Source organism: Bacillus sp. Root131, assembly GCF_001429475.1.
GTDB lineage: Bacteria > Bacillota > Bacilli > Bacillales > Bacillaceae_G > Bacillus_A > Bacillus_A thuringiensis_S.
The window spans coordinates 15,840-35,690 of sequence record NZ_LMJQ01000011.1 but is presented as its reverse complement, the minus strand read 5'-3'; the positions used below and the strand labels follow the sequence as shown (position 1 = coordinate 35,690).

The following is a 19,851-nucleotide window of genomic DNA, read 5'->3' as shown; positions in this document are numbered from 1 at the left end:
AATGAAGAATTATACGTATTGAATTTTTGTAGGCATTTTTGGATCTGTATCGTGAATTTCAAAGGATTCACCCACTCCAAATCCTTTTTCCTCTAGTACTTGTGATACTGACATACGAGCTAGTTCTTTCATGTTATTATCTAAGCTTAAATGGGCTAAATAAATATGCTTTGTCTCATCTGTAATTACATCTGCCATTGCTAATGCAGCATCTTCATTACAAACATGCCCAACGTCGCTTAAAATACGTCGTTTAATGCTCCATGGGTAACGTCCCATACGAAGCATTTCCACATCATGATTACTTTCAAATACGAAAGCATTAGCTCCCTTAATAACGCCCTTCATACGGTCACTTACGTATCCCGTATCTGTAATAAGTGCTAATTTCCTATTATTGTTATGGAAAGCATAAAACATCGGTTCTGCCGCATCATGAGAAACTCCAAATGATTCGACTTCAATATCACCAAATGTTTTCACATCCCCAACTGAGAAAATGAATTTTTGCTCAGTTGGGATATTTCCTATTAAATGTTCCATTGCATTCCATGTTTTCTCATTCGCATAAACGGGTAAATCATATTTACGCGCCAATACACCTAACCCTTTAATATGATCACTATGCTCATGTGTTACAAGAATACCTGATACATCATTTATATTCAGTTCTGCTTGTTTAAATAAAGCCTCTGTCGCTTTACCACTTAAACCTGCATCGACTAGTAATTTTTTTTCATCGGTTCCTACGTATAGCATATTTCCTGTACTTCCACTTGCAAGTACGCTAAAATGCAACCCCATTCTTTCTCACTCCAGTATGTTCATCAACCACTTGATTTTCCTTTTCCCCTAATTCCATAACTTGTCCTTCAATTGCATTCACAAAGAAGTCCTGTTTCTGCTCCGTTTTTAAATTCCACGTTGGAGCAAGTACTTGGTTATTAGAAGTAGATGCGGTAAGAGTGGCATAGCCAATTTGTGCTTCTTTAACATGCGTATTTCCATGAATTTTATTTTTTAAATACAAATTTTCTAAAGCTGTTTGAGCCGTAATAATTTCTTGCTCTTTCGTTTTTTCACCTTCGCCCATTTCTTTTAAATCAGTTAGCATTGTCTGCGTATATGAAACAAGTTCATTTTTTTCATTTAATTCCACAACAATCATCGCCTGATTATTATAGAAAATAGGCTTATCTTTATATTTTTGGAAGAAATAAATTTTAGAGTCTTTCACCGCTCCAAATTCATACTTTTGTCCATCCAATACATAGTTCTTCAAAAATTCATTATACTTATCTTTTGATAATGATTTCGTATTTAAAAAAGGCTCTTTTAGCTTACTTTCTATCTTGTACATATTTTGTATATGCGCCGTTTGATTTTTCAAAGACTGTATATCATCTTCTTTAAAGGCTTTATTTTCCGCTCTAATAAACGACTCTTTTTTCGGTTCCTTAGGGATATTCCCTATAGTAATTTTGTTTGCCTTTAATTCTTGATCTATCTTTGTTTCTGCAATAAGCTCCAATTGATTACTATCTTGCTTTTGAATGAATTGAAAAATGAGAAAGAGGTCCAAAACAAAAAAGGTCACAATAAATATGGTTTTAATCCGATCCCAATCCATTTAGTCCCCCCTCACTCCACTCATAGATTTTCTGTTTACCTGTTTCACCTTCAACAAGCTTTACATACCAAATTGGTTGTAGTCGAACTACTTGTCCATCTAGTGATAACTTGTATCCAATACCAATATCCTTAATTACTTGTTTCTTTATCTCTGGATTATTTTCTAGAGATGCTATTACAACATGCCCTGACGGAAGAGTAACCTTCTGTTCTATGCCTTTAGTATTTAAAGACAGCAACGGTCTTTCATATTCCATTACTTCTTCTGATCCCCATTTTTGTCTCAATTCAGCTAATCCATCTGTATTGAATACGGAATATCCATCTTCATGTAAGCGAAACACTGTCTCTCCTTTATTCATATAGTCCAAACGATATGAATCCAAACTTCCACTGTGACCACTTACAAATTCAAAGCTTTTTTGTAACAGCATTAAATTATCTATCGTTTTCTCAGTTAAGACAGAAGAGTTTTTATACTTTAGCATGTGAAGATCGTCTTCAATTTCCATAGATCTAATACCATCTGTAAATGTTTCTTTCGATATCTCAGTAATTGGACTTAAATAACGAGGATCACTAAACAGAGCATTCTTAAACGTATCCACTGCTAAATTAGATGAGATATATGTTATATTGTTTAACTCTGTCGTTCCATCTGGTAAAAATAACTTTTTCATATCATTGATTTGATAATCAAAATAAGGCTTTGCTGATAATATAAATTGATTTTGGGCATTTACAATATCTTTTAAATACACGCCACTTAATTTTGCCTCATATATTTTAAAGTTATCACCATCAGAAACAAAGTTAATTTTAATTTCTTGATCCTTACTTCTAGAAGGATCAATAAGAATACGATTAAAATGTTTAGGCTTATCTGTACCTTTCTCTTTCATGTTAAACATGGATTTAACTGCATCAAATGGGATATCGGTAGGGAAAACAAGTTCAATTTTCCCTTCACCATGCACATAGGACAGGAAATCACCCTTAGTGATTGATATCTCTCTAAACTCATGTAGTTCCCCTACTTCCAGAGGCTTATAGATTGATTCTATATCTGCCTCTCTTCTGCTCCCATAATGATTTTTATCTTTATGCACGATGATAGAAGTAGGACGGACAACATCGGCAATTTTAGTTTGATTCGTTCCTTCATTGCCCTGTACAAATTTCGCGTTTTGCATGGATGTAGAATCTGGCACATACGTCCATAGGTTAAAAGTAAGAAATAGGCTAATTACGACTAGGTTAATTAAAACTATTGTTTTAAAGTTTTCCATACTCATTCCCAATCGTCCTCTTCATCTGCTGCCATTGGTAACGTGAAATAAATAGTTGTCCCTTTTCCTTCTTCACTCTTCGCCCAAATAGAGCCACCATGTGCCTCAATCATTTCTTTTGCAATTGCTAATCCAAGTCCCGTACCACCCATTTGTCTTGAACGAGCTTTATCTACGCGATAAAAACGTTCAAAGATTTTATCAACGTTTTCTTTTGGAATACCCATTCCTTGGTCACTTACGCTAATTTCTAATAAATCACCGCGATCACGTAAGCGATATGTTACTGTTCCACCTTCTGGTGAATACTTTAATGCGTTAGAAATAATGTTATACAGCACTTGAGTAATTTTGTCAGTATCCATATCAATAAACCTAGATTTTTTAGAGAAAGATCGTTTGAAACTTACATTTTGCTCTTTAGACATTTCAAAGCGATCAATAACATTATTAAAGAAATCAGTAAAGTCGACCCATTCTTTCATTAAACGGTGCTCTGTACTATCAAGTTTAGATAGCTGTAACAACGCATTTACAAGTCTAATCATTCTTTCTGTTTCTTCTTGTGTAACCGTTAAAAATTGTGGTGCAATATTCGGATCCTGCCACGCTCCATCTGTAAGTGCCTCTAAATAACTGCGCATCGTCGTTAATGGCGTCCTTAATTCATGAGAGACATTCGCCACAAACTCACGGCGTTCCCCTTCTATACGCTCCTGCTCTGTTACATCATATAGTACAGCAATTAAGCCATTGGCCTTCCCTGTTTCTTTTTGAATAACAGAGAAACTAGCACGTAAAATATATGGTTCGTTTCTCGTACTAAAATCTAATAACACAGAATCTGGCTCTTCATATAAATGATCGAGCGTAAATTCTTCCTGTATCCCTAATACCTCTAAAACAGATTGATCGAGCGCTGTTTCACGAGAAACATTTAACATCTTTTCCGCAGGGTCATTTAGTAAAATAATATCCCCTTTTCGGTCAGTAGCAATTACTCCATCTGTCATATGTGATAAAACGGATGATAATTTACGCCTTTCACTTTCTGTAGAAGAACGAGCTTGTTGTAATTTTTTTGATAAATTATTGAAGGATAATGCCAGTTGTCCAATTTCATCATGGCTATGCACTTTTACTTTTCTCGAATAATTTCCTTTTGCCATTTCGATTGCTTGTCTCCGCATATCTGAAATTGGTCTTGTAATTGTTTGAGCCAATAAAATCCCAAGTACGGCCGTTACTAATAAGGCAATTACTGTTCCCGTAGCAAAAATTTGATTTATATCCTTCATTTGTTTATATACATCTTCCATAGATGCAACGATGTATATAACACCAAGCGCATCCTTGCCATTATCATCTAGAATCGGAGTAAGCATAACTTGAACACGATGGCCTGTACTACCATCCTTCTCAATTTTCACTTCTGGCTTTTTTTGTACTAACACTCGCTGAACAGCTATATCAGTTGATGTTCTATTCACCTTATTCTGCTTTGATTCATCTGAAATAGCCAATAACTTTCTATGCGAATCAAATACACTTACCTCTTGTATAACTTTCTTTTGATCAGAGGCAAATTTTCGAATAGAAGTTTTAATGGTTTCATCTGTTGACTCTGTTTCTGCTTTTGTATAACTTTTTTTAAACTCTTGTTTCAAGTTATATGATAATAAGTTTGTTTGCTGCGTTAAAGAATCCCTAAAACCTTGTACTAGGCTCTTCTCTAATTCCCTTACGAAATAAACCCCAATAACTTGCATCGCTATTAATATTAATAGCATATATATAAGCACAAATTTTAAATGAATAGATTGAAAAAAACCAACTTTCTTCATATACTATTCCTGCTCTGGGTCACGCAAGTAATACCCTACTCCACGTCTAGTTACAATTAAAGTAGGATGGCTTGGATTATCTTCAATTTTTTCACGCAAACGACGTACTGTTACGTCTACTGTGCGCACATCTCCAAAATAGTCATAACCCCAAACTGTTTGTAATAAATGTTCGCGTGTCATAACTTGTCCTAAATGTTTCGCTAAATAATGTAGCAACTCAAATTCACGATGTGTAAGCTCGATATTTTCCTCGCGCTTCGTTACACTATATGCATTTGGATTAATAACAATTGGTCCAATAACCATTTCTGTATTTTCTTCTTTTTCTGCAGAACCACCTTGTTGATGACGGCGTAAATTCGCCTTCACACGAGCAAGTAATTCCCTCGTACTAAATGGCTTCGTTACATAATCATCTGCCCCAAGCTCAAGCCCTAATACTTTATCAATCTCAGAGTCCTTTGCTGTAAGCATAATAATCGGCATTTCTGAACTTTTACGTATTTCACGGCAAACCTCTAATCCATCTTTACCCGGTAGCATAATATCTAATAAAACCATATCTGGTTGTTCTTCATTAGCTTTTTCAATTGCTTCATCACCATCATGCGCCATTACTATTTCAAAACCTTCTTTTTCTAGATTAAACTTCAAAATATCTGCAATCGGCTTTTCATCATCAACTACTAAAATTTTCTTTCCCATCATCGTCTATTTCCTCCTTATAAAAATATGGTCAATAATCCCTAAACATATCGATGTTTACATAGTATGTCCTATATGACCGCATCCTTTGTTTAAGTATTTTCTCCTCTATTCTCATAGACTCATGTATGATCCACTTTTACACGGCATCCTATACGATCTATAGAAAAACCTCTAGCTTCAACTGCTAGAGGCTCCTCGTTCTATTTTAAAATAACTACTCAGTTTTGTAAAATTACATAAATAAAAAGGATATTAAGTGGGCCCACTTAATATCCTGAGAGTGGCTCGGGACGGAATCGAACCGCCGACACGAGGATTTTCAGTCCTCTGCTCTACCGACTGAGCTACCGAGCCAAAACTATATATAAAACCACTAATGGTGGTATAAACAAAAGTGGCGGTCCCGACCGGGGTCGAACCGGCGATCTCCTGCGTGACAGGCAGGCATGTTAACCACTACACCACGGGACCAAAAATAAGCATAAAAAAACATGACCCGTACGGGATTCGAACCCGTGTTACCGCCGTGAAAGGGCGGTGTCTTAACCACTTGACCAACGGGCCACGAAAAATAAAATGGTGAGCCATGAAGGATTCGAACCTTCGACCCTCTGATTAAAAGTCAGATGCTCTACCAACTGAGCTAATGGCTCATACTCACCAACGTCATATTTTCGTGACGACAAGATGTATCATAACATGTATTCTGTATTCTTCGCAATACTTTTTTTCATTTTTTTATAAAAGATAAGAAAAAACTCATGCGGACATGAGTTTTTTCTAAAAATATCAATTAAGCTTCGTATACATTACGAACAATATTCGTTTGGTTACGATCTGGTCCAACTGAGAACATAGATAATTGAATTCCTGTTAACTCAGAAACACGTTCTACGTATTTTCTTGCATTTTCAGGAAGCTCGTCTAATGATTTTACACCAGTAATATCTTCTGTCCAACCTGGAAGCTCTTCATATACAGGCTCACATTTCGCTAAAATGTTTAAGTTTGCTGGAACTTCATCGATAACTTCGCCATTGTATTTGTAAGCAACACAAATTTTAAGAGTTGGAATATCTGTTAGAACGTCGATAGAATTTAATGATAGATCCGTTAAACCACTAACACGACGCGCATGTCTTACAACAACGCTATCGAACCAACCTACGCGGCGCGGACGACCAGTTGTTGTTCCGTACTCACGACCAACTTCACGAATTTGATGACCAATTTCATCATTAAGTTCAGTAGGGAATGGACCGTCACCAACACGGCTTGTATATGCTTTACATACACCTACAACGCGAGTAACTTTCGCAGGGCCAACTCCAGTTCCAACTGTTACACCACCCGCAATCGGGTTAGAAGATGTAACGAACGGGTACGTACCGTGGTCAATATCAAGCATAACACCTTGTGCACCTTCAAATAATACACGGTGATTGTTATCTAGTGCATCATTTAATACAACAGATGTGTCGCATACATATTGTGCGATTTGTTGTCCATATTCGAAGTACTCTTCAAAGATTTCCTCTACGCTGAAACCTTCTGTATCGTACATTTTTTCAAACAAACGATTTTTCTCTACTAAATTGCGCTCAAGCTTCTCTTTAAATGCTTCACGGTCTAAAAGATCAGCCATACGGATACCAATACGAGCAGCTTTATCCATATATGCAGGACCGATACCTTTTTTCGTTGTACCGATTTTGTTATCACCTTTACTAGCCTCTTCTAACTCATCTTGTTTTAAGTGATAAGGTAAAATAACGTGTGCACGGTTACTTACACGTAAATTATCAGTACTTACACCACGGTCGTGTAAGTATTTTAACTCTTCAAGTAATGCTTTCGGATCTACTACTAAGCCATTTCCGATTACACAAATTTTCTCTTTATAGAAAATACCAGATGGAATTAAGTGTAACTTATATTTAACTCCGCCGAAAACAATTGTATGTCCCGCGTTATTTCCACCTTGATATCTTGCAACTACTTCCGCATGCTCAGAAAGAAAATCAGTGATTTTACCTTTTCCTTCGTCGCCCCATTGTGTTCCTACAACTACTACTGAAGACATTATTAAAGCACCTCCGCAATTTTCAAACGATCTATTCAAACAATATAATTGTACCAAAACCGAAAAAGAAGTCAACCAAAAAGCGAACATTTTTTTATTAAAAATCATTTTCGTTCGTAAGAATTATATTTTCACCTTATGAAAGCCTTATCTTTATCCCATAAAAAAAGAAACACATCTTATTATAAGAAATGTGTTTCTTTTTTATACTGCCTTTATGCCCCATCCTCAAAGCGTCGTTCTAAATTAACGAATTTATTAAATTCTTTAACAAACGCAAGCTCTACTGAACCTACCGGACCATTACGTTGTTTTGCAATGATAATTTCAATCGTATTTTTATTTGCCGTTTCACGGTCATAGTAATCTTCACGATATAGGAAAGCTACAATATCAGCATCCTGCTCAATACTACCAGATTCACGAATATCAGACATCATCGGGCGTTTATCCTGACGAGATTCTACACCACGAGATAACTGTGATAAGGCAATAACAGGCACTTGCAATTCACGCGCAATCCCTTTTAAAGTACGAGAAATCTCAGATACCTCCTGCTGACGGTTCTCACCTGATTTCCCACTTCCTTGAATAAGCTGTAAGTAGTCAATTAAAACCATACCAAGACCTTGTTCTTGCTTTAGTCTACGACATTTCGCTCGAATCTCATTTACCTTAATTCCTGGTGTATCATCAATATATATACCGGCATTTGAAAGACTACCCATCGCCATTGTTAATTTCGCCCAATCATCAGAAGTTAATGACCCGGTACGAAGTCTTTGCGCATCGATATTTCCTTCTGCACAAAGCATACGCATAACAAGCTGATCGGAGCCCATCTCCAAACTAAAAATCGCTACATTTTCATCCGTTTTCGTCGCTACGTTTTGTGCAATATTTAATGAAAATGCAGTTTTCCCTACTGACGGACGTGCTGCTACGATGATTAAATCATTTCGCTGGAAACCTGCCGTCATCTTATCTAATTCAGTAAATCCAGTTGGTATCCCAGTAACTTCACCTTTTTGATTATGCAAAAGTTCAATTTTATCATAAGCATCTACAAGAACATCTTTAATATTTTGAAATGCTTTTGCATTCGTTTGATGGGATACTTCTAATATTTTTTTCTCGGCCTCATTTAAAAGGCCGTCTACGTCATCTTCTCTCTCGTATCCATCCGACACAATATGAGTCGCTGTTCGAATTAAACGACGTAAAAGTGCCTTTTCAGCGATGATACGTGCATAATATTCAACGTTAGCAGCTGTTGGAACAACTTCTGCTAACTCTGCTAGATAAGACACTCCACCAACTTCTTCTAGTAATCCTTGATCAGCCATCGCTGATGTCATTATTACTAAATCGATCGGTTCTCCTTTGTCAGATAACCCAAGCATTACCTCAAAAATCTTTTGATGTTTCGTTCGATAGAATGAGTCAGGTACCAATAACTCTGATGCTGATGTTAACGCATCTTGATCAATTAATATGGCCCCTAAAACCGCCTGCTCGGCTTCTATATTATGCGGAGGGGTACGATCAGCAAGTACATTACTCATACGCAATCCTCCTTGCTTAATTTATTTTTATTGTTCACTAACATGAACTTTTACTGTCGCTGTTACTTGCGGATGCAATTTCACTGTTACATTTGTGTAGCCTAATGCACGGATTGCATCATCCATTTCAAATTTACGTTTATCAAGTTTAATTTTATGTGATTTTTGCATCGCATCTACGATTTGTTTGCTCGTAATAGAACCGAATAAACGGCCACCTTCTCCAGATTTCGCTTTTACTTCTACAGTTAATTTCTCTAATGTTTCTTTCAGCTCTTTTGCATTCTCAACTTCTGCTGCTGCATCTTTTTCTTCTTTACGCTTTTGAGCTTCTAAAGTTTTCATACTGCTATTTGTTGCTTCAGCAGCCAATCCCTGTTTTAGTAAGAAGTTATTTGCATAGCCATCTGGTACGTTTTTTACTTCTCCTTTTTTACCTTTACCTTTTACGTCTTTTAGAAAAATTACTTTCATGATTGTGTGCCTCCCTGTAAATAGTCATCAATAACAAATCGAAGCTTCTCCTCGGCTTCATCTACTGTAACATTTTTCATTTGTGTGGCTGCATTCGTCAAATGCCCGCCACCACCTAAGTTTTCCATAATTAGCTGCACATTCACTTCACCTAAAGACCTGCTGCTAATTCCAATGAGATTCTCGCCACGTTTCGCAACAACAAATGATGCAATAATTCCTGTCATTGTTAATAACGTGTCAGCTGATTGCGCAATAAGCACTTGATCGTAGTAATCATCACTATCAACTTTAGCAATCGCAATTCCATTTTTATAAATGTACGCATTTTTTATAGCTTTTGCAACCCGTAAATACTGATCCATATCTTCCTTTAAAAGTTCTTGTACAAGTACAGTATCTGCACCATGTGAGCGTAAATAGGAAGCAGCATCAAACGTACGAGCCCCCGTCCGGAATGTGAAACTTTTCGTGTCGACAATAATCCCCGCTAACAATGCCGTTGCTTCTAACATTGTCATCTTTAAATTTTTCGGTTGATACTCAAGTAATTCTGTAACCAGTTCTGCCGTTGAAGAAGCATATGGTTCCATATAAACTAGCAATGGATCTTCAATAAAATCTTCTCCACGGCGATGATGATCGATAACTACTACATTTTCAATTTTATGTAACAATTTTTGTTCCATCACCATAGAAGGTTTATGTGTATCAACAACAACAAGTAATGACTCATCATTCGCAAATTCCATCGCTTGCTCTGGAGTAATAAAGTGAGACCATAATTCCTCATTTTGTTTCACTTTGTCCATCAAGCGTTTAATTCCCTTATCAGAATCATTTTCATCTAATACAATATATCCTTTACGCTCGTTTAATTGAGCCACTTTTAAAATACCAATCGCAGCACCAATTGCGTCCATATCAGGAGCCCTATGCCCCATGATAATGACATTACTACTTTCTAATACTAAATCCTTTAACGCATGCGAAATGACCCTAGCACGTACACGGGTACGCTTTTCAACCGGATTTGTCTTGCCTCCATAGAACTTAACTTTACCTGTCGCTTGTTTAATAGCTACTTGATCTCCCCCGCGTCCAAGCGCAAGGTCTAAACCAGATTGAGCCATTGACCCAAGCTCTGACAAAGGTAAATCACCTGATCCGACACCTACACTTAATGTAAGTGGTATATTCCTTTTAGATGTTTCTTCACGCACCTGATCTAAAATACTAAATTTCCCTTTCTCCATTTGCGTCAGAATACTTTCATTTAGCACAACGAAGAATCTTTCTGAAGATGCACGTTTTAAATACGCACCATACTTAAGTGCCCATTCATTTAGTCGCGATGTCACAAGACTTGTTATATTTGTACGTAATTGATCATCTAATCCTTGTGTAACTTCATCATAATTATCCAAATAAATTACAGCTAAAACAGTACGTTGATCCTCATACATCTTTTCGATTTCTGTTTGTTCCGTTACATCAAAGAAATAAATTAACTTTTCTTCTTTCCTTACAAAAACGCGAAACTTTCGATTATTTAAAGAGACTATATCATCAGAAGTTTCTCCTTTAATGAAAAGAAGTAATGTTTCTGATACATCGTAAAGGTGCCATCCAGCTAATGCATGCTGTCCCAGACATGAAGATAAATAAGGATTTGCCCAATCAATCCCATAATCCTTATTGTATAACAAAATACCAATCGGCATTTGGTTAAATGCTTCATTACTTACTTTCTTTACTCTTGTAATCATATCTGTCGTATGCTTTTCGAAATTCCTTTGAAAATTAAGTTCAAATCGTATAACGATAAAAAATACGATACAAAAAATGACAAAAGCAGCTATTCCCATAATTAAATGAAAATAACAGAGAATTGAAATGAGCACAAACACAAAAAATGCCAATACATAAACAGGATATAAAAACCACTGTTTCTTATCAAATTCAGGCATGTATACAACTCCTATAAAGTAAAACTAACTCACCTTCCAGTTAGTTAAACAGATTAAAATAGTATAAGGAATATTGTTTTATCCCCCTATTTTAGAACGCAATGAAATCCCTAAGTCAATTATACCTAAGATTGTCACAAGAGGAAACAGCATCGGAATAAACATGCATGCAATAAAACTAATAATAGGAATCCCTTTAGTAAAACCTTTTCTATACGCTAAAAAGGCGATAAATGTCAGACCTTGCAGTACAAGCAATAGTGTAAATATGACATTTAGGTTAGAAAATACCATATGTAAATATGATGTTGGTTCTACTTTTATAAAAGTTACTAACAAAATAAATATAACGTAATACCAAACAATACTCTTTGGTAATTGTATATCTTTAAATTTAGGCCAAGGTATAATGTCATGTTTTAACTTTTTCAAAACACTACCTGATATTATCACTGTAATCCAAGAAAAACATACTGAAACTAGAACAAGTATACTTGGAAATAACGATTGTAATATATCATTCATTTGTGTAAGTAACTCTTTTTGTTCCTTACTAATCGGCATACCTGTAGCACTTACTATCTTTTCACTTTGCACCATACTTTCACTAAACATACTTTGCATTTGCTTCATTATATCTATGTTGAAAAACTTTATACTCGCAACATAAATAAGTACAAAACCAATTAAGTATGCAAGCGTCCCCGCTATTAAGATTTCTACTGACTTTTTTCTTGTTTTATACATATATCCTAAAACAATCCCTATCAATCCAAACATAATTGTCTTCACTAAATTCATAGGTTGACTCACAATAATAGTAACAAAAAGTGATGCTACAAAAATCATGAGCACATTAGATAGTTTATGTCTTATCGTTAATAGTATAAATGGTAACGGCAAAGCAAAAGTTACAACAGTACCCAAAATCGGAACATACATAGATATAAGCAATAAAATTGCATATATAGCTAATAACGCTGCACCTTCTGTAATAAACTTTGTTTGTTTCACATTTTAACCTCTCTTTCAAAAAGAAAAGCATAGCAAAATGCACAGTAGAGTCCGACTCTACTGTGCATTTCATACGCTATTATTCACCAACATATGGTAAAAGTGCCATTTGACGAGCACGTTTAATTGCAACTGTAAGTTTGCGTTGGTATTTTGCGCTTGTCCCTGTTACACGACGAGGTAAAATTTTACCACGCTCAGAAACGAAACGTTTTAATAAATCAACATCTTTATAGTCAATGCGAGTGATGCCGTTAGCTGTGAAGAAACACACCTTACGACGTTTCGCACGTCCACCTTTGCGTCCTGCCATGTCTATTTCCCTCCATTCTTTGTTAAAACTAACAAATTTACTGTATTAGAACGGTAAATCGTCGTCGGAAATGTCGATCGGTTGACCTACATTTGAAAATGGATCGTCATTCTTCGTAAATCCAGAGTTCCCTTGATTACCTTGGTTACCTGAATTACTAGATTGACCAAATGGGTTAGAGCTTTGGTTACCGAAACCAGCTCCTGATGGTTGCTGATTGAATGAACCACGTTGCTCCCCACCGCCATTACGCGGCTCTAAAAATTGTACGCTTTCCGCAAGAACTTCTGTTACATACACACGTTTACCGTCTTGTCCATCGTAATTACGAGTTTGAAGACGTCCATCTACGCCTGCTAAGCTTCCTTTTTTCAAATAATTTGCTACGTTTTCTGCTTGTTTACGCCATATTACACAATTAATAAAGTCAGCTTCACGCTCACCTTGTTGATTCGCAAATGCGCGATTCACAGCTAACGTAAAAGTAGCTACTGCAACACCATTGGGCGTGTAACGTAAGTCAGGGTCCTTAGTTAAACGACCAACGAGGATAACACGATTCATCAATCGAACCACTCTCCCTTATATATCAATTATTTTTCTTCTTCTTTAACAACGATATGACGAAGGATATCTTCGTTGATCTTAGCTAAACGGTCGAATTCGTTAATCGCTTCTGCGTTAGAGTTCACGTTTAAGATCATGTAGAAACCTTCACGTAAGTCGTTGATTTCGTAAGCTAAACGACGCTTACCCCACTCTTTCGTGTTAATGATTTCTGCACCATTGTTTGTTAAAACACCTGCAAAACGTTCAACTAAAGCTTTTTGAGCTTCTTCTTCAACGCCAGGACGAATGATGTACATAATTTCGTACTTTCTCATTACACTTTCACCTCCTTTTGGTCTAAACGGCCCATAATGGGCAAGGAGCAATTAATTTATAGTAATTACTCACGAGTTTAGATTATATCATAGTAAGTTATATGAATCAACTCACCAATACATAAAAAACTTGGCAAACATATAATATATTCGCCAAGCTCATATCTTTATTTTTCCTAGGAAATATTAAATTAAACGTTAAAACGGAAGTGCATAACATCTCCATCTTTTACGATATACTCTTTTCCTTCTAAACGTACTTTTCCAGCTTCTTTTGCAGCTGTCATAGAACCGTTTGTCATTAAGTCATCGTAAGAAACTGTTTCTGCACGAATAAATCCACGCTCAAAGTCTGTATGAATAACACCAGCACATTGTGGTGCCTTCATACCTTGTTTAAATGTCCAAGCACGTACTTCTTGAACGCCAGCTGTAAAGTAAGTAGCAAGTCCTAATAGGTCATATGCTGCACGAATTAATTGATCTAAACCAGACTCTTCAATACCTAGTTCTTCAAGGAATACTTTTTTCTCTTCCTCGTCTAATTCAGCGATTTCTGATTCGATTTTTGCACATACAACGATTACTTGAGAATTTTCATTTTCTGCAAATTCTTTTACCATTTGTACGTATTTATTTTCCGAAGGATCGATAATATCGTCTTCACTTACGTTCGCTACGTATAACATTTCTTTTGTTGTAAGTAAATGAAGGCCTTTAACAATCTTCATCTGCTCTTCTGTAAATTCAACAGTACGAGCCGGTTTCCCCTCTTCAAAAGCCTCTTTTAAACGAACTAAAATTTCATGCTCATATACAGCTTCTTTATCTTTTTGTCTTGCTAATTTCGCAACACGCTCGATACGCTTATCAACAGACTCTAAGTCCGCTAAAATTAGCTCTAAGTTGATTGTTTCGATATCATCAATTGGATCTACTTTCCCTGAAACGTGCGTAATATTTTCGTCTTCAAAACAACGAACAACTTGGCAAATTGCATCTACTTGACGAATGTGAGATAAGAATTTATTTCCTAAACCTTCACCTTTACTAGCACCTTTTACGATACCTGCAATATCAGTAAACTCAAATACAGTCGGAACAGTCTTTTTCGGTTCTACTAATTCCGTTAATTTATTTAAACGCTCATCTGGTACTTCTACAATCCCTACGTTTGGATCAATTGTACAGAATGGATAGTTCGCAGATTCTGCTCCTGCTTGTGTAATTGCATTAAATAAAGTGGACTTCCCTACGTTAGGTAATCCAACAATCCCAGCCGTTAATCCCATATTTTTCACTCCTATGTCTCAATCTTTCATCATTATAGATAGTAACGAAAAAAATGACAAGTTTCCGCCAAACGAAAAAAAGTAACAGTTACCTACTGTAACTGTTACTCTCTCTCTATTCTTCGTGCTTCACAAGTATTTTTTTCACCTTACGATCAAACTCTCTTCGAGTAATCATTACTGAATGGTCACATCCCTCGCACTTAATGCGGATATCCATTCCCATACGAATAATTTTCCAACGATTCTCGCCACATGGATGTGCTTTCTTCATTTCCACAACATCGTACAAGTTATATTCCTTTTGCTCCACTCTTCAAACTCCTCCTCTCCATACTAAATTGCTTTTCCACTAACCAATTCTTCACGATTATATAAAACCATACGTGGATATGGAATTTCAATTCCATGTAAATCAAGACGATTTTTAATCTCTTTACGAAGTGCCCTTGCAATAACTGCATGTTGCATCGGCTCTACTTCAGCAATAACGCGTAATATAACTTCTGATGCAGCTAACGTTTGCACACCTAATAATTGAGGTGTTGTTACCATTTTTTCGTACTTTGAAGGTAACTCTACTAATAAATCTTCAATAACCTGCTCTGCTTTCGCAATATCAGCCTCATATGAAATAGATACATCAACAAATGCTACACTATTACTAACTGAGTAGTTAGTAACTTGAATAATACTTCCGTTTGGTAAAGTATGAATTTCACCTGTCCAACTCTTTACTTTCGTTGTACGAAGTCCAATTTCTAAAACGACTCCTTCAAATTGACCGATTTTAACATAATCGCCAACTGAAAACTGATCTTCTAGCAAAATAAATAAACCTGTAATAACGTCCTTCACTAAACTTTGAGCACCAAATCCGACTGCTAAACCAATTACCCCGGCACCCGCTAATAAACCTGATGCATTAATATCAAACACACCTAAAATCGCAATCAGCATAATAAACATAACAACGTACGCTACAATATTTTCAAGTAATTTCGCTACTGTAACTGTACGACGTTCTGAAATTTGAATTGGAGAACGACTCCCCATACGAAACGCATTTCGTACAACCGCTCTTGCAATTCGCACAACAACTGCACCGATTATTAAAATAATACATATTTTTAATGTCGCAACTCCAATATGAGCCCAACGATCAGCATCTAATAAATACTGTTTCGTAGAATTAAACCACTTCGTTAATAAATCCATGTACCTCTACCTCTCTAGCTAAAATTTCTTTTTAGTTATCCTTATTATTGTATCAGAAGTCCTCTAATTGCTGAAAAAATTTTATGATTTTAATCCTATTTCCCCCCCGCCATTCAGGTATAAAATGGAACGAATATATATATACTAGTACTATTATTTCCGTTTTCATTCACATTTTGCAAAAATTACGCACTTATAGATTTCCATTTTTCTCACCATATAACATATATTGAAAATTTATTAAAAGGATGGGTGCTTCATGAATATTGGAAGTTTTCGCTTACCATTTTTTGAGAAAGAAACTCAAAACGTTATGCACCAGGATCTAGAAGCCTCTGAGATAATCAGTAATTTCTTACTTACCCACATTCCTATTAAAACTAATATACCACTCATTCTCGTTTGTATCGGAACAGATCGTTCTACAGGTGACGCACTCGGCCCGTTAGTTGGTACAAAACTTGAACAAATAGACATCAAAAACCTCCAAGTATTCGGTACACTAGATGAGCCAGTACATGCGCTAAATTTAGAAGAAAAAATTCAAAATATACAGAAAGAATATCCTGCTGCATTTATAATTGCTGTTGATGCATGTTTAGGAAAGTCTCAAAATATCGGGTCAATCACTACTGGAAAGGGCCCTAGTAAGCCTGGAGCTGCTATGAATAAGAAATTACCTGCAGTTGGTGATCTGCATATACACGGTATCGTCAATCTAAATGGGTTTATGGAGTTTTTCGTTCTTCAAAATACAAGATTAAGTTTAGTTATGAAAATGGCCGATGTAATCGCACAAAGTATAAAAGAGACGGATCAAAAATTATCCGCACTAAAAAAAGCAAACCATCTATAAATAATAAGATGGTTTGCTCTTTATTTTTTTTGTGATAATAGTTCTAAAATACGATTCAAATCTTCTTTATTAAAAAATTCAATTTCGATTTTACCTTTTTCTTTTTTCGTCTCTTTGATTTTCACATCTGTGCCAAACTTTTCTCTTAAGAACGTTTCACGTTCTACGAAAAATATATTTCGCTCTTTTTTCACTTTTTTTGTTTCACGTGAAACGTGTTGATTAATCTCTTGGACGATTTTCTCTAATTGACGAACATTTAATCCTTCTTTTTCAATGCGTTTCAATAAGGACTTCAATTGTTCTTCATCTTTTATCGTAAGTAAAGTTCTCCCATGAGCCATTGAAAGTTGACCATTTGCAATCATATCTTGGACGAACGAAGGGAGGCTTAATAACCGAGTATAATTTGCAATGTAAGGTCTGCTTTTGCCAAGACGTTTCGCTAATTGTTCTTGCGTTACATTTAGCTCATTCATTAACATCTGGTATGCCATTGCCTCTTCCATAGGATTTAAATCTTCTCGTTGTAAGTTTTCTAACAAAGCAAATTCCATCATTTGCTGTTCAGTTAATGGTCTTACAACCGCAGGTACCTTTTCTAAACCAGCCTCTTTTGCAGCACGAAATCGTCTTTCACCTGCAACGATTTCATATCCTTTAATACTCTTCCTAGCAATTAATGGTTGTAGAATACCGTGTTCCTTAATCGAAATTGCTAATTCCTGAATAGCCTCTTTATTAAAGTGTTTACGCGGTTGATATGGATTTGGCCTTAATTCAGTTACAAGAATCTCCTGAATTGTTTCCTCTTCTTTCACATCTAAATCAGGAAAAAACACATTAATTCCTCTTCCTAATCCCTTAGCCACCTGCAATCACTTCCTCTGCTAAATCTATATATACTTCTGCTCCTCTTGATTTAGCGTCATACTGCATAATAGGTTTCCCATGACTTGGAGCCTCGCTCAAGCGTACATTACGCGGAATAATCGAGCGATATACTTTATCCCTAAAATACTTTTTCACTTCATCTATAACTTGGATCCCTAAATTTGTACGGGCATCCAACATCGTTAACAATACACCTTGAATTGCTAAATTTTTATTTAAATGTTTTTGTACAAGTCGAACTGTATTTAATAGCTGACTTAACCCTTCTAGTGCGTAATATTCACACTGTACAGGAATAATAACAGAATCTGCTGCTGTTAATGCATTAATTGTTAATAACCCTAAAGATGGGGGACAGTCGATAATAATATAATCATATTCATCACGAACTGGCTGTAATGCTCTTTGTAAACGTACTTCCCGGGAAATAGTCGGTACCAATTCAATTTCAGCACCAGCCAATTGAATTGTAGCGGGTAGAACATCTAAGTTTTCCGTTGCGGTTTTCTGTATAACCCCTTGAACATCTGCATCTTCCACAAGAACGTTGTAAATACATTGATCTAATTCAGATTTTTCAATTCCCACACCAGTCGTTGCATTTCCTTGAGCATCAATATCTACAAGAAGGACTTTTTTACCTACTTGCGCCAATCCAGCCCCTAAATTAACAGATGTTGTGGTTTTTCCAACACCGCCTTTTTGATTAGCAATAGCAATGATTTTTCCCATGATGTCACCTACTTTCAACCTTTCTATCTTATTCTAATAACAATTACGTTTATTGTAACATGAAATAAAACTTTTTCTTTTACGTCCTTTATTAAACTTCAAAATTTATTTCTAAACTCCTTCTTCATTTAACAAGAAAATATAGTAAAAGAGACCTCTCCAATAGGATAAGGTCTCTAACACGTCATTATTATTTTTTCTTTGGAATTTTAATTGTAATTTGATAGTACTCATCAAATTCTTCTTCCTCAGAATTAACATTCAAACCACTTTCAGTAACCATTTGTAAAGATTGTCTAATTGTATTCATAGCAATCCTCGTATCTCGACTTACTGCTTTTTGCTTTGCCTTACGCTTCGGTTTTGCTTCCTCTAGTAACTTCACAATTCGTTCTTCTGTTTGCTTTACATTCAGTTGTTTCTCCACAATTTCCTGTAAAACCTTCAGTTGTAATTCCTCATTTTTTAAAGGAATGAGAGCGCGGGCGTGACGTTCTGTAATGCTTTTTTCTAATAATGCACTTTTTATTTCTTCAGGCAACTTTAACAATCGCAACTTATTTGCGATTGTAGATTGTCCTTTTCCAAGTCGTTGTGCCAATGCTTCTTGTGTTAAATTATGTAACTCAATCAGCTTTTGATATGCCACAGCTTCCTCGATTGCCGTTAGTTCCTCGCGTTGCAAGTTTTCAATTAAAGCTACAGAAGCTGTCTCTGTATCATTTAAGTTCTTTATAATTGCAGGAACCTTTTCCCAACCTAACTTTGTTGCCGCACGAAAGCGTCTTTCTCCAGCGATAATCTCGTACTTATCATCCTCATATTGCCTTACAACAATCGGTTGAATAAGTCCATGTGTACGAATCGTTAATGCTAGCTCATCAATACGCGCATCATCAAAAACTGTTCTTGGTTGATAACGGTTAGGGGTAATATTTACTATCGGAATTTCTTGTATTTCTTCATATACCTTTTTATCTATTTCTTCATGGCTTTCGTCTTGTAATTCGAATTCGCTCTCTTTATCTCCAAAGCCAAATAAACGAGAAAACGTATTTTTCATACATATTCCACCACCTT

Annotated in this window: 20 protein-coding genes and 4 tRNA genes; 1 reads left to right on the top strand and 23 read right to left on the bottom strand. The window is 35.9% G+C overall.

The annotated features are described in order from the left end of the window. Window positions 1-9: 9 nt before the first annotated feature. The 20 genes from ASE54_RS20655 to ASE54_RS20560 form a co-directional block, all read right to left on the bottom strand. Window positions 10-804: an MBL fold metallo-hydrolase gene (locus tag ASE54_RS20655; RefSeq protein ID WP_000522837.1), complete on the bottom strand. Its 795-nt coding sequence runs from the start codon at window positions 802-804 to the stop codon at window positions 10-12. Next, on the bottom strand, window positions 788-1,630 hold the full coding sequence (locus tag ASE54_RS20650; protein ID WP_000383719.1) for a two-component system regulatory protein YycI: 843 nt from the start codon (window positions 1,628-1,630) through the stop codon (window positions 788-790). Before ASE54_RS20650 ends, ASE54_RS20655 begins: the two co-directional genes overlap by 17 nt. Continuing rightward, on the bottom strand, window positions 1,611-2,927 hold the full coding sequence (yycH, locus tag ASE54_RS20645) for a two-component system activity regulator YycH (protein ID WP_000061566.1): 1,317 nt from the start codon (window positions 2,925-2,927) through the stop codon (window positions 1,611-1,613). Before yycH ends, ASE54_RS20650 begins: the two co-directional genes overlap by 20 nt. Then, window positions 2,924-4,765 (bottom strand): cell wall metabolism sensor histidine kinase WalK, encoded by a 1,842-nt coding sequence (gene walK, locus ASE54_RS20640; RefSeq protein WP_000755366.1) that lies wholly within the window; start codon window positions 4,763-4,765, stop codon window positions 2,924-2,926. The genes yycH and walK overlap by 4 nt, the downstream gene beginning before the upstream one ends. 3 nt (window positions 4,766-4,768) lie before the next feature. Continuing rightward, entirely contained in the window at window positions 4,769-5,476 is a 708-nt protein-coding gene (walR, locus tag ASE54_RS20635; RefSeq protein ID WP_000971869.1) for a cell wall metabolism DNA-binding response regulator WalR, read from the bottom strand. A gap of 281 nt (window positions 5,477-5,757) precedes the next feature. Continuing rightward, window positions 5,758-5,830, bottom strand: a tRNA-Phe gene (locus ASE54_RS20630). A gap of 41 nt (window positions 5,831-5,871) precedes the next feature. Then, window positions 5,872-5,947 (bottom strand) — tRNA-Asp (locus ASE54_RS20625). Between the two features lie 21 nt (window positions 5,948-5,968). After that, window positions 5,969-6,040: transfer RNA gene (locus ASE54_RS20620), tRNA-Glu, on the bottom strand. Window positions 6,041-6,053: 13 nt separating this feature from the next. Continuing rightward, window positions 6,054-6,129 (bottom strand) — tRNA-Lys (locus tag ASE54_RS20615). Window positions 6,130-6,269: 140 nt separating this feature from the next. After that, window positions 6,270-7,559 (bottom strand): adenylosuccinate synthase, encoded by a 1,290-nt coding sequence (locus ASE54_RS20610; RefSeq protein ID WP_000100230.1) that lies wholly within the window; start codon window positions 7,557-7,559, stop codon window positions 6,270-6,272. A gap of 215 nt (window positions 7,560-7,774) precedes the next feature. Further along, the gene (gene dnaB, locus ASE54_RS20605) at window positions 7,775-9,124 is read right to left on the bottom strand and encodes a replicative DNA helicase (RefSeq protein WP_000073168.1); all 1,350 of its coding nucleotides are present in this window, start codon (window positions 9,122-9,124) and stop codon (window positions 7,775-7,777) included. 27 nt (window positions 9,125-9,151) lie between these two features. Beyond that, complete coding sequence (gene rplI / locus ASE54_RS20600) at window positions 9,152-9,598, bottom strand: 50S ribosomal protein L9 (protein ID WP_000864237.1); 447 nt, start codon at window positions 9,596-9,598, stop codon at window positions 9,152-9,154. Beyond that, the gene (locus tag ASE54_RS20595) at window positions 9,595-11,568 is read right to left on the bottom strand and encodes a DHH family phosphoesterase (protein ID WP_001113790.1); all 1,974 of its coding nucleotides are present in this window, start codon (window positions 11,566-11,568) and stop codon (window positions 9,595-9,597) included. The genes rplI and ASE54_RS20595 overlap by 4 nt, the downstream gene beginning before the upstream one ends. A gap of 78 nt (window positions 11,569-11,646) precedes the next feature. Next, window positions 11,647-12,582, bottom strand: a complete 936-nt coding sequence (locus ASE54_RS20590) for a YybS family protein (protein ID WP_000814843.1) — start codon at window positions 12,580-12,582, stop codon at window positions 11,647-11,649. A 79-nt stretch (window positions 12,583-12,661) separates the two neighbouring features. Then, window positions 12,662-12,895: a 30S ribosomal protein S18 gene (gene rpsR / locus ASE54_RS20585; RefSeq protein ID WP_000918873.1), complete on the bottom strand. Its 234-nt coding sequence runs from the start codon at window positions 12,893-12,895 to the stop codon at window positions 12,662-12,664. 45 nt (window positions 12,896-12,940) lie between these two features. Further along, entirely contained in the window at window positions 12,941-13,462 is a 522-nt protein-coding gene (gene ssb, locus ASE54_RS20580; RefSeq protein WP_000981963.1) for a single-stranded DNA-binding protein, read from the bottom strand. A gap of 26 nt (window positions 13,463-13,488) precedes the next feature. Continuing rightward, a complete protein-coding gene (gene rpsF / locus ASE54_RS20575; protein ID WP_001233781.1) occupies window positions 13,489-13,779 on the bottom strand; it encodes a 30S ribosomal protein S6 in 291 nt (96 codons plus the stop codon). Between the two features lie 191 nt (window positions 13,780-13,970). Then, entirely contained in the window at window positions 13,971-15,071 is a 1,101-nt protein-coding gene (ychF, locus tag ASE54_RS20570) for a redox-regulated ATPase YchF (RefSeq protein WP_000524658.1), read from the bottom strand. A 115-nt stretch (window positions 15,072-15,186) separates the two neighbouring features. Then, window positions 15,187-15,384, bottom strand: coding sequence for a DUF951 domain-containing protein (locus ASE54_RS20565; RefSeq protein WP_000435486.1), 198 nt, complete (start codon window positions 15,382-15,384; stop codon window positions 15,187-15,189). A gap of 23 nt (window positions 15,385-15,407) precedes the next feature. Beyond that, the gene (locus ASE54_RS20560; protein WP_000365111.1) at window positions 15,408-16,289 is read right to left on the bottom strand and encodes a mechanosensitive ion channel family protein; all 882 of its coding nucleotides are present in this window, start codon (window positions 16,287-16,289) and stop codon (window positions 15,408-15,410) included. A 259-nt stretch (window positions 16,290-16,548) separates the two neighbouring features. Between ASE54_RS20560 and yyaC the strand changes: the two genes are divergently transcribed. After that, on the top strand, window positions 16,549-17,145 hold the full coding sequence (gene yyaC / locus ASE54_RS20555; RefSeq protein ID WP_001020711.1) for a spore protease YyaC: 597 nt from the start codon (window positions 16,549-16,551) through the stop codon (window positions 17,143-17,145). 20 nt (window positions 17,146-17,165) lie between these two features. Here the strand turns inward: yyaC and spo0J are convergent, their stop codons facing one another. The 3 genes from spo0J to noc form a co-directional block, all read right to left on the bottom strand. Then, window positions 17,166-18,017: a stage 0 sporulation protein Spo0J gene (gene spo0J, locus ASE54_RS20550; RefSeq protein WP_001051826.1), complete on the bottom strand. Its 852-nt coding sequence runs from the start codon at window positions 18,015-18,017 to the stop codon at window positions 17,166-17,168. Then, the gene (soj, locus tag ASE54_RS20545; protein WP_000516114.1) at window positions 18,010-18,771 is read right to left on the bottom strand and encodes a sporulation initiation inhibitor protein Soj; all 762 of its coding nucleotides are present in this window, start codon (window positions 18,769-18,771) and stop codon (window positions 18,010-18,012) included. The genes spo0J and soj overlap by 8 nt, the downstream gene beginning before the upstream one ends. A gap of 190 nt (window positions 18,772-18,961) precedes the next feature. Then, window positions 18,962-19,834, bottom strand: a complete 873-nt coding sequence (gene noc / locus ASE54_RS20540) for a nucleoid occlusion protein (protein WP_000799020.1) — start codon at window positions 19,832-19,834, stop codon at window positions 18,962-18,964. Window positions 19,835-19,851: the final 17 nt, after the last annotated feature.

Bases quoted from the DNA above. Each gene is read 5' to 3' on its own strand.
- ASE54_RS20655 (WP_000522837.1), bottom strand. From the start codon at position 804: ATGGGGTTGCATTTTAGCGTACTTGCAAGTGGAAGTACAGGAAATATG.
- ASE54_RS20650 (WP_000383719.1), bottom strand. From the start codon at position 1,630: ATGGATTGGGATCGGATTAAAACCATATTTATTGTGACCTTTTTTGTT.
- yycH (WP_000061566.1), bottom strand. From the start codon at position 2,927: ATGAGTATGGAAAACTTTAAAACAATAGTTTTAATTAACCTAGTCGTA.
- walK (WP_000755366.1), bottom strand. From the start codon at position 4,765: ATGAAGAAAGTTGGTTTTTTTCAATCTATTCATTTAAAATTTGTGCTT.
- walR (WP_000971869.1), bottom strand. From the start codon at position 5,476: ATGATGGGAAAGAAAATTTTAGTAGTTGATGATGAAAAGCCGATTGCA.
- ASE54_RS20610 (WP_000100230.1), bottom strand. From the start codon at position 7,559: ATGTCTTCAGTAGTAGTTGTAGGAACACAATGGGGCGACGAAGGAAAA.
- dnaB (WP_000073168.1), bottom strand. From the start codon at position 9,124: ATGAGTAATGTACTTGCTGATCGTACCCCTCCGCATAATATAGAAGCC.
- rplI (WP_000864237.1), bottom strand. From the start codon at position 9,598: ATGAAAGTAATTTTTCTAAAAGACGTAAAAGGTAAAGGTAAAAAAGGA.
- ASE54_RS20595 (WP_001113790.1), bottom strand. From the start codon at position 11,568: ATGCCTGAATTTGATAAGAAACAGTGGTTTTTATATCCTGTTTATGTA.
- rpsR (WP_000918873.1), bottom strand. From the start codon at position 12,895: ATGGCAGGACGCAAAGGTGGACGTGCGAAACGTCGTAAGGTGTGTTTC.
- rpsF (WP_001233781.1), bottom strand. From the start codon at position 13,779: ATGAGAAAGTACGAAATTATGTACATCATTCGTCCTGGCGTTGAAGAA.
- ychF (WP_000524658.1), bottom strand. From the start codon at position 15,071: ATGGGATTAACGGCTGGGATTGTTGGATTACCTAACGTAGGGAAGTCC.
- ASE54_RS20560 (WP_000365111.1), bottom strand. From the start codon at position 16,289: ATGGATTTATTAACGAAGTGGTTTAATTCTACGAAACAGTATTTATTA.
- yyaC (WP_001020711.1), top strand. From the start codon at position 16,549: ATGAATATTGGAAGTTTTCGCTTACCATTTTTTGAGAAAGAAACTCAA.
- soj (WP_000516114.1), bottom strand. From the start codon at position 18,771: ATGGGAAAAATCATTGCTATTGCTAATCAAAAAGGCGGTGTTGGAAAA.
- noc (WP_000799020.1), bottom strand. From the start codon at position 19,834: ATGAAAAATACGTTTTCTCGTTTATTTGGCTTTGGAGATAAAGAGAGC.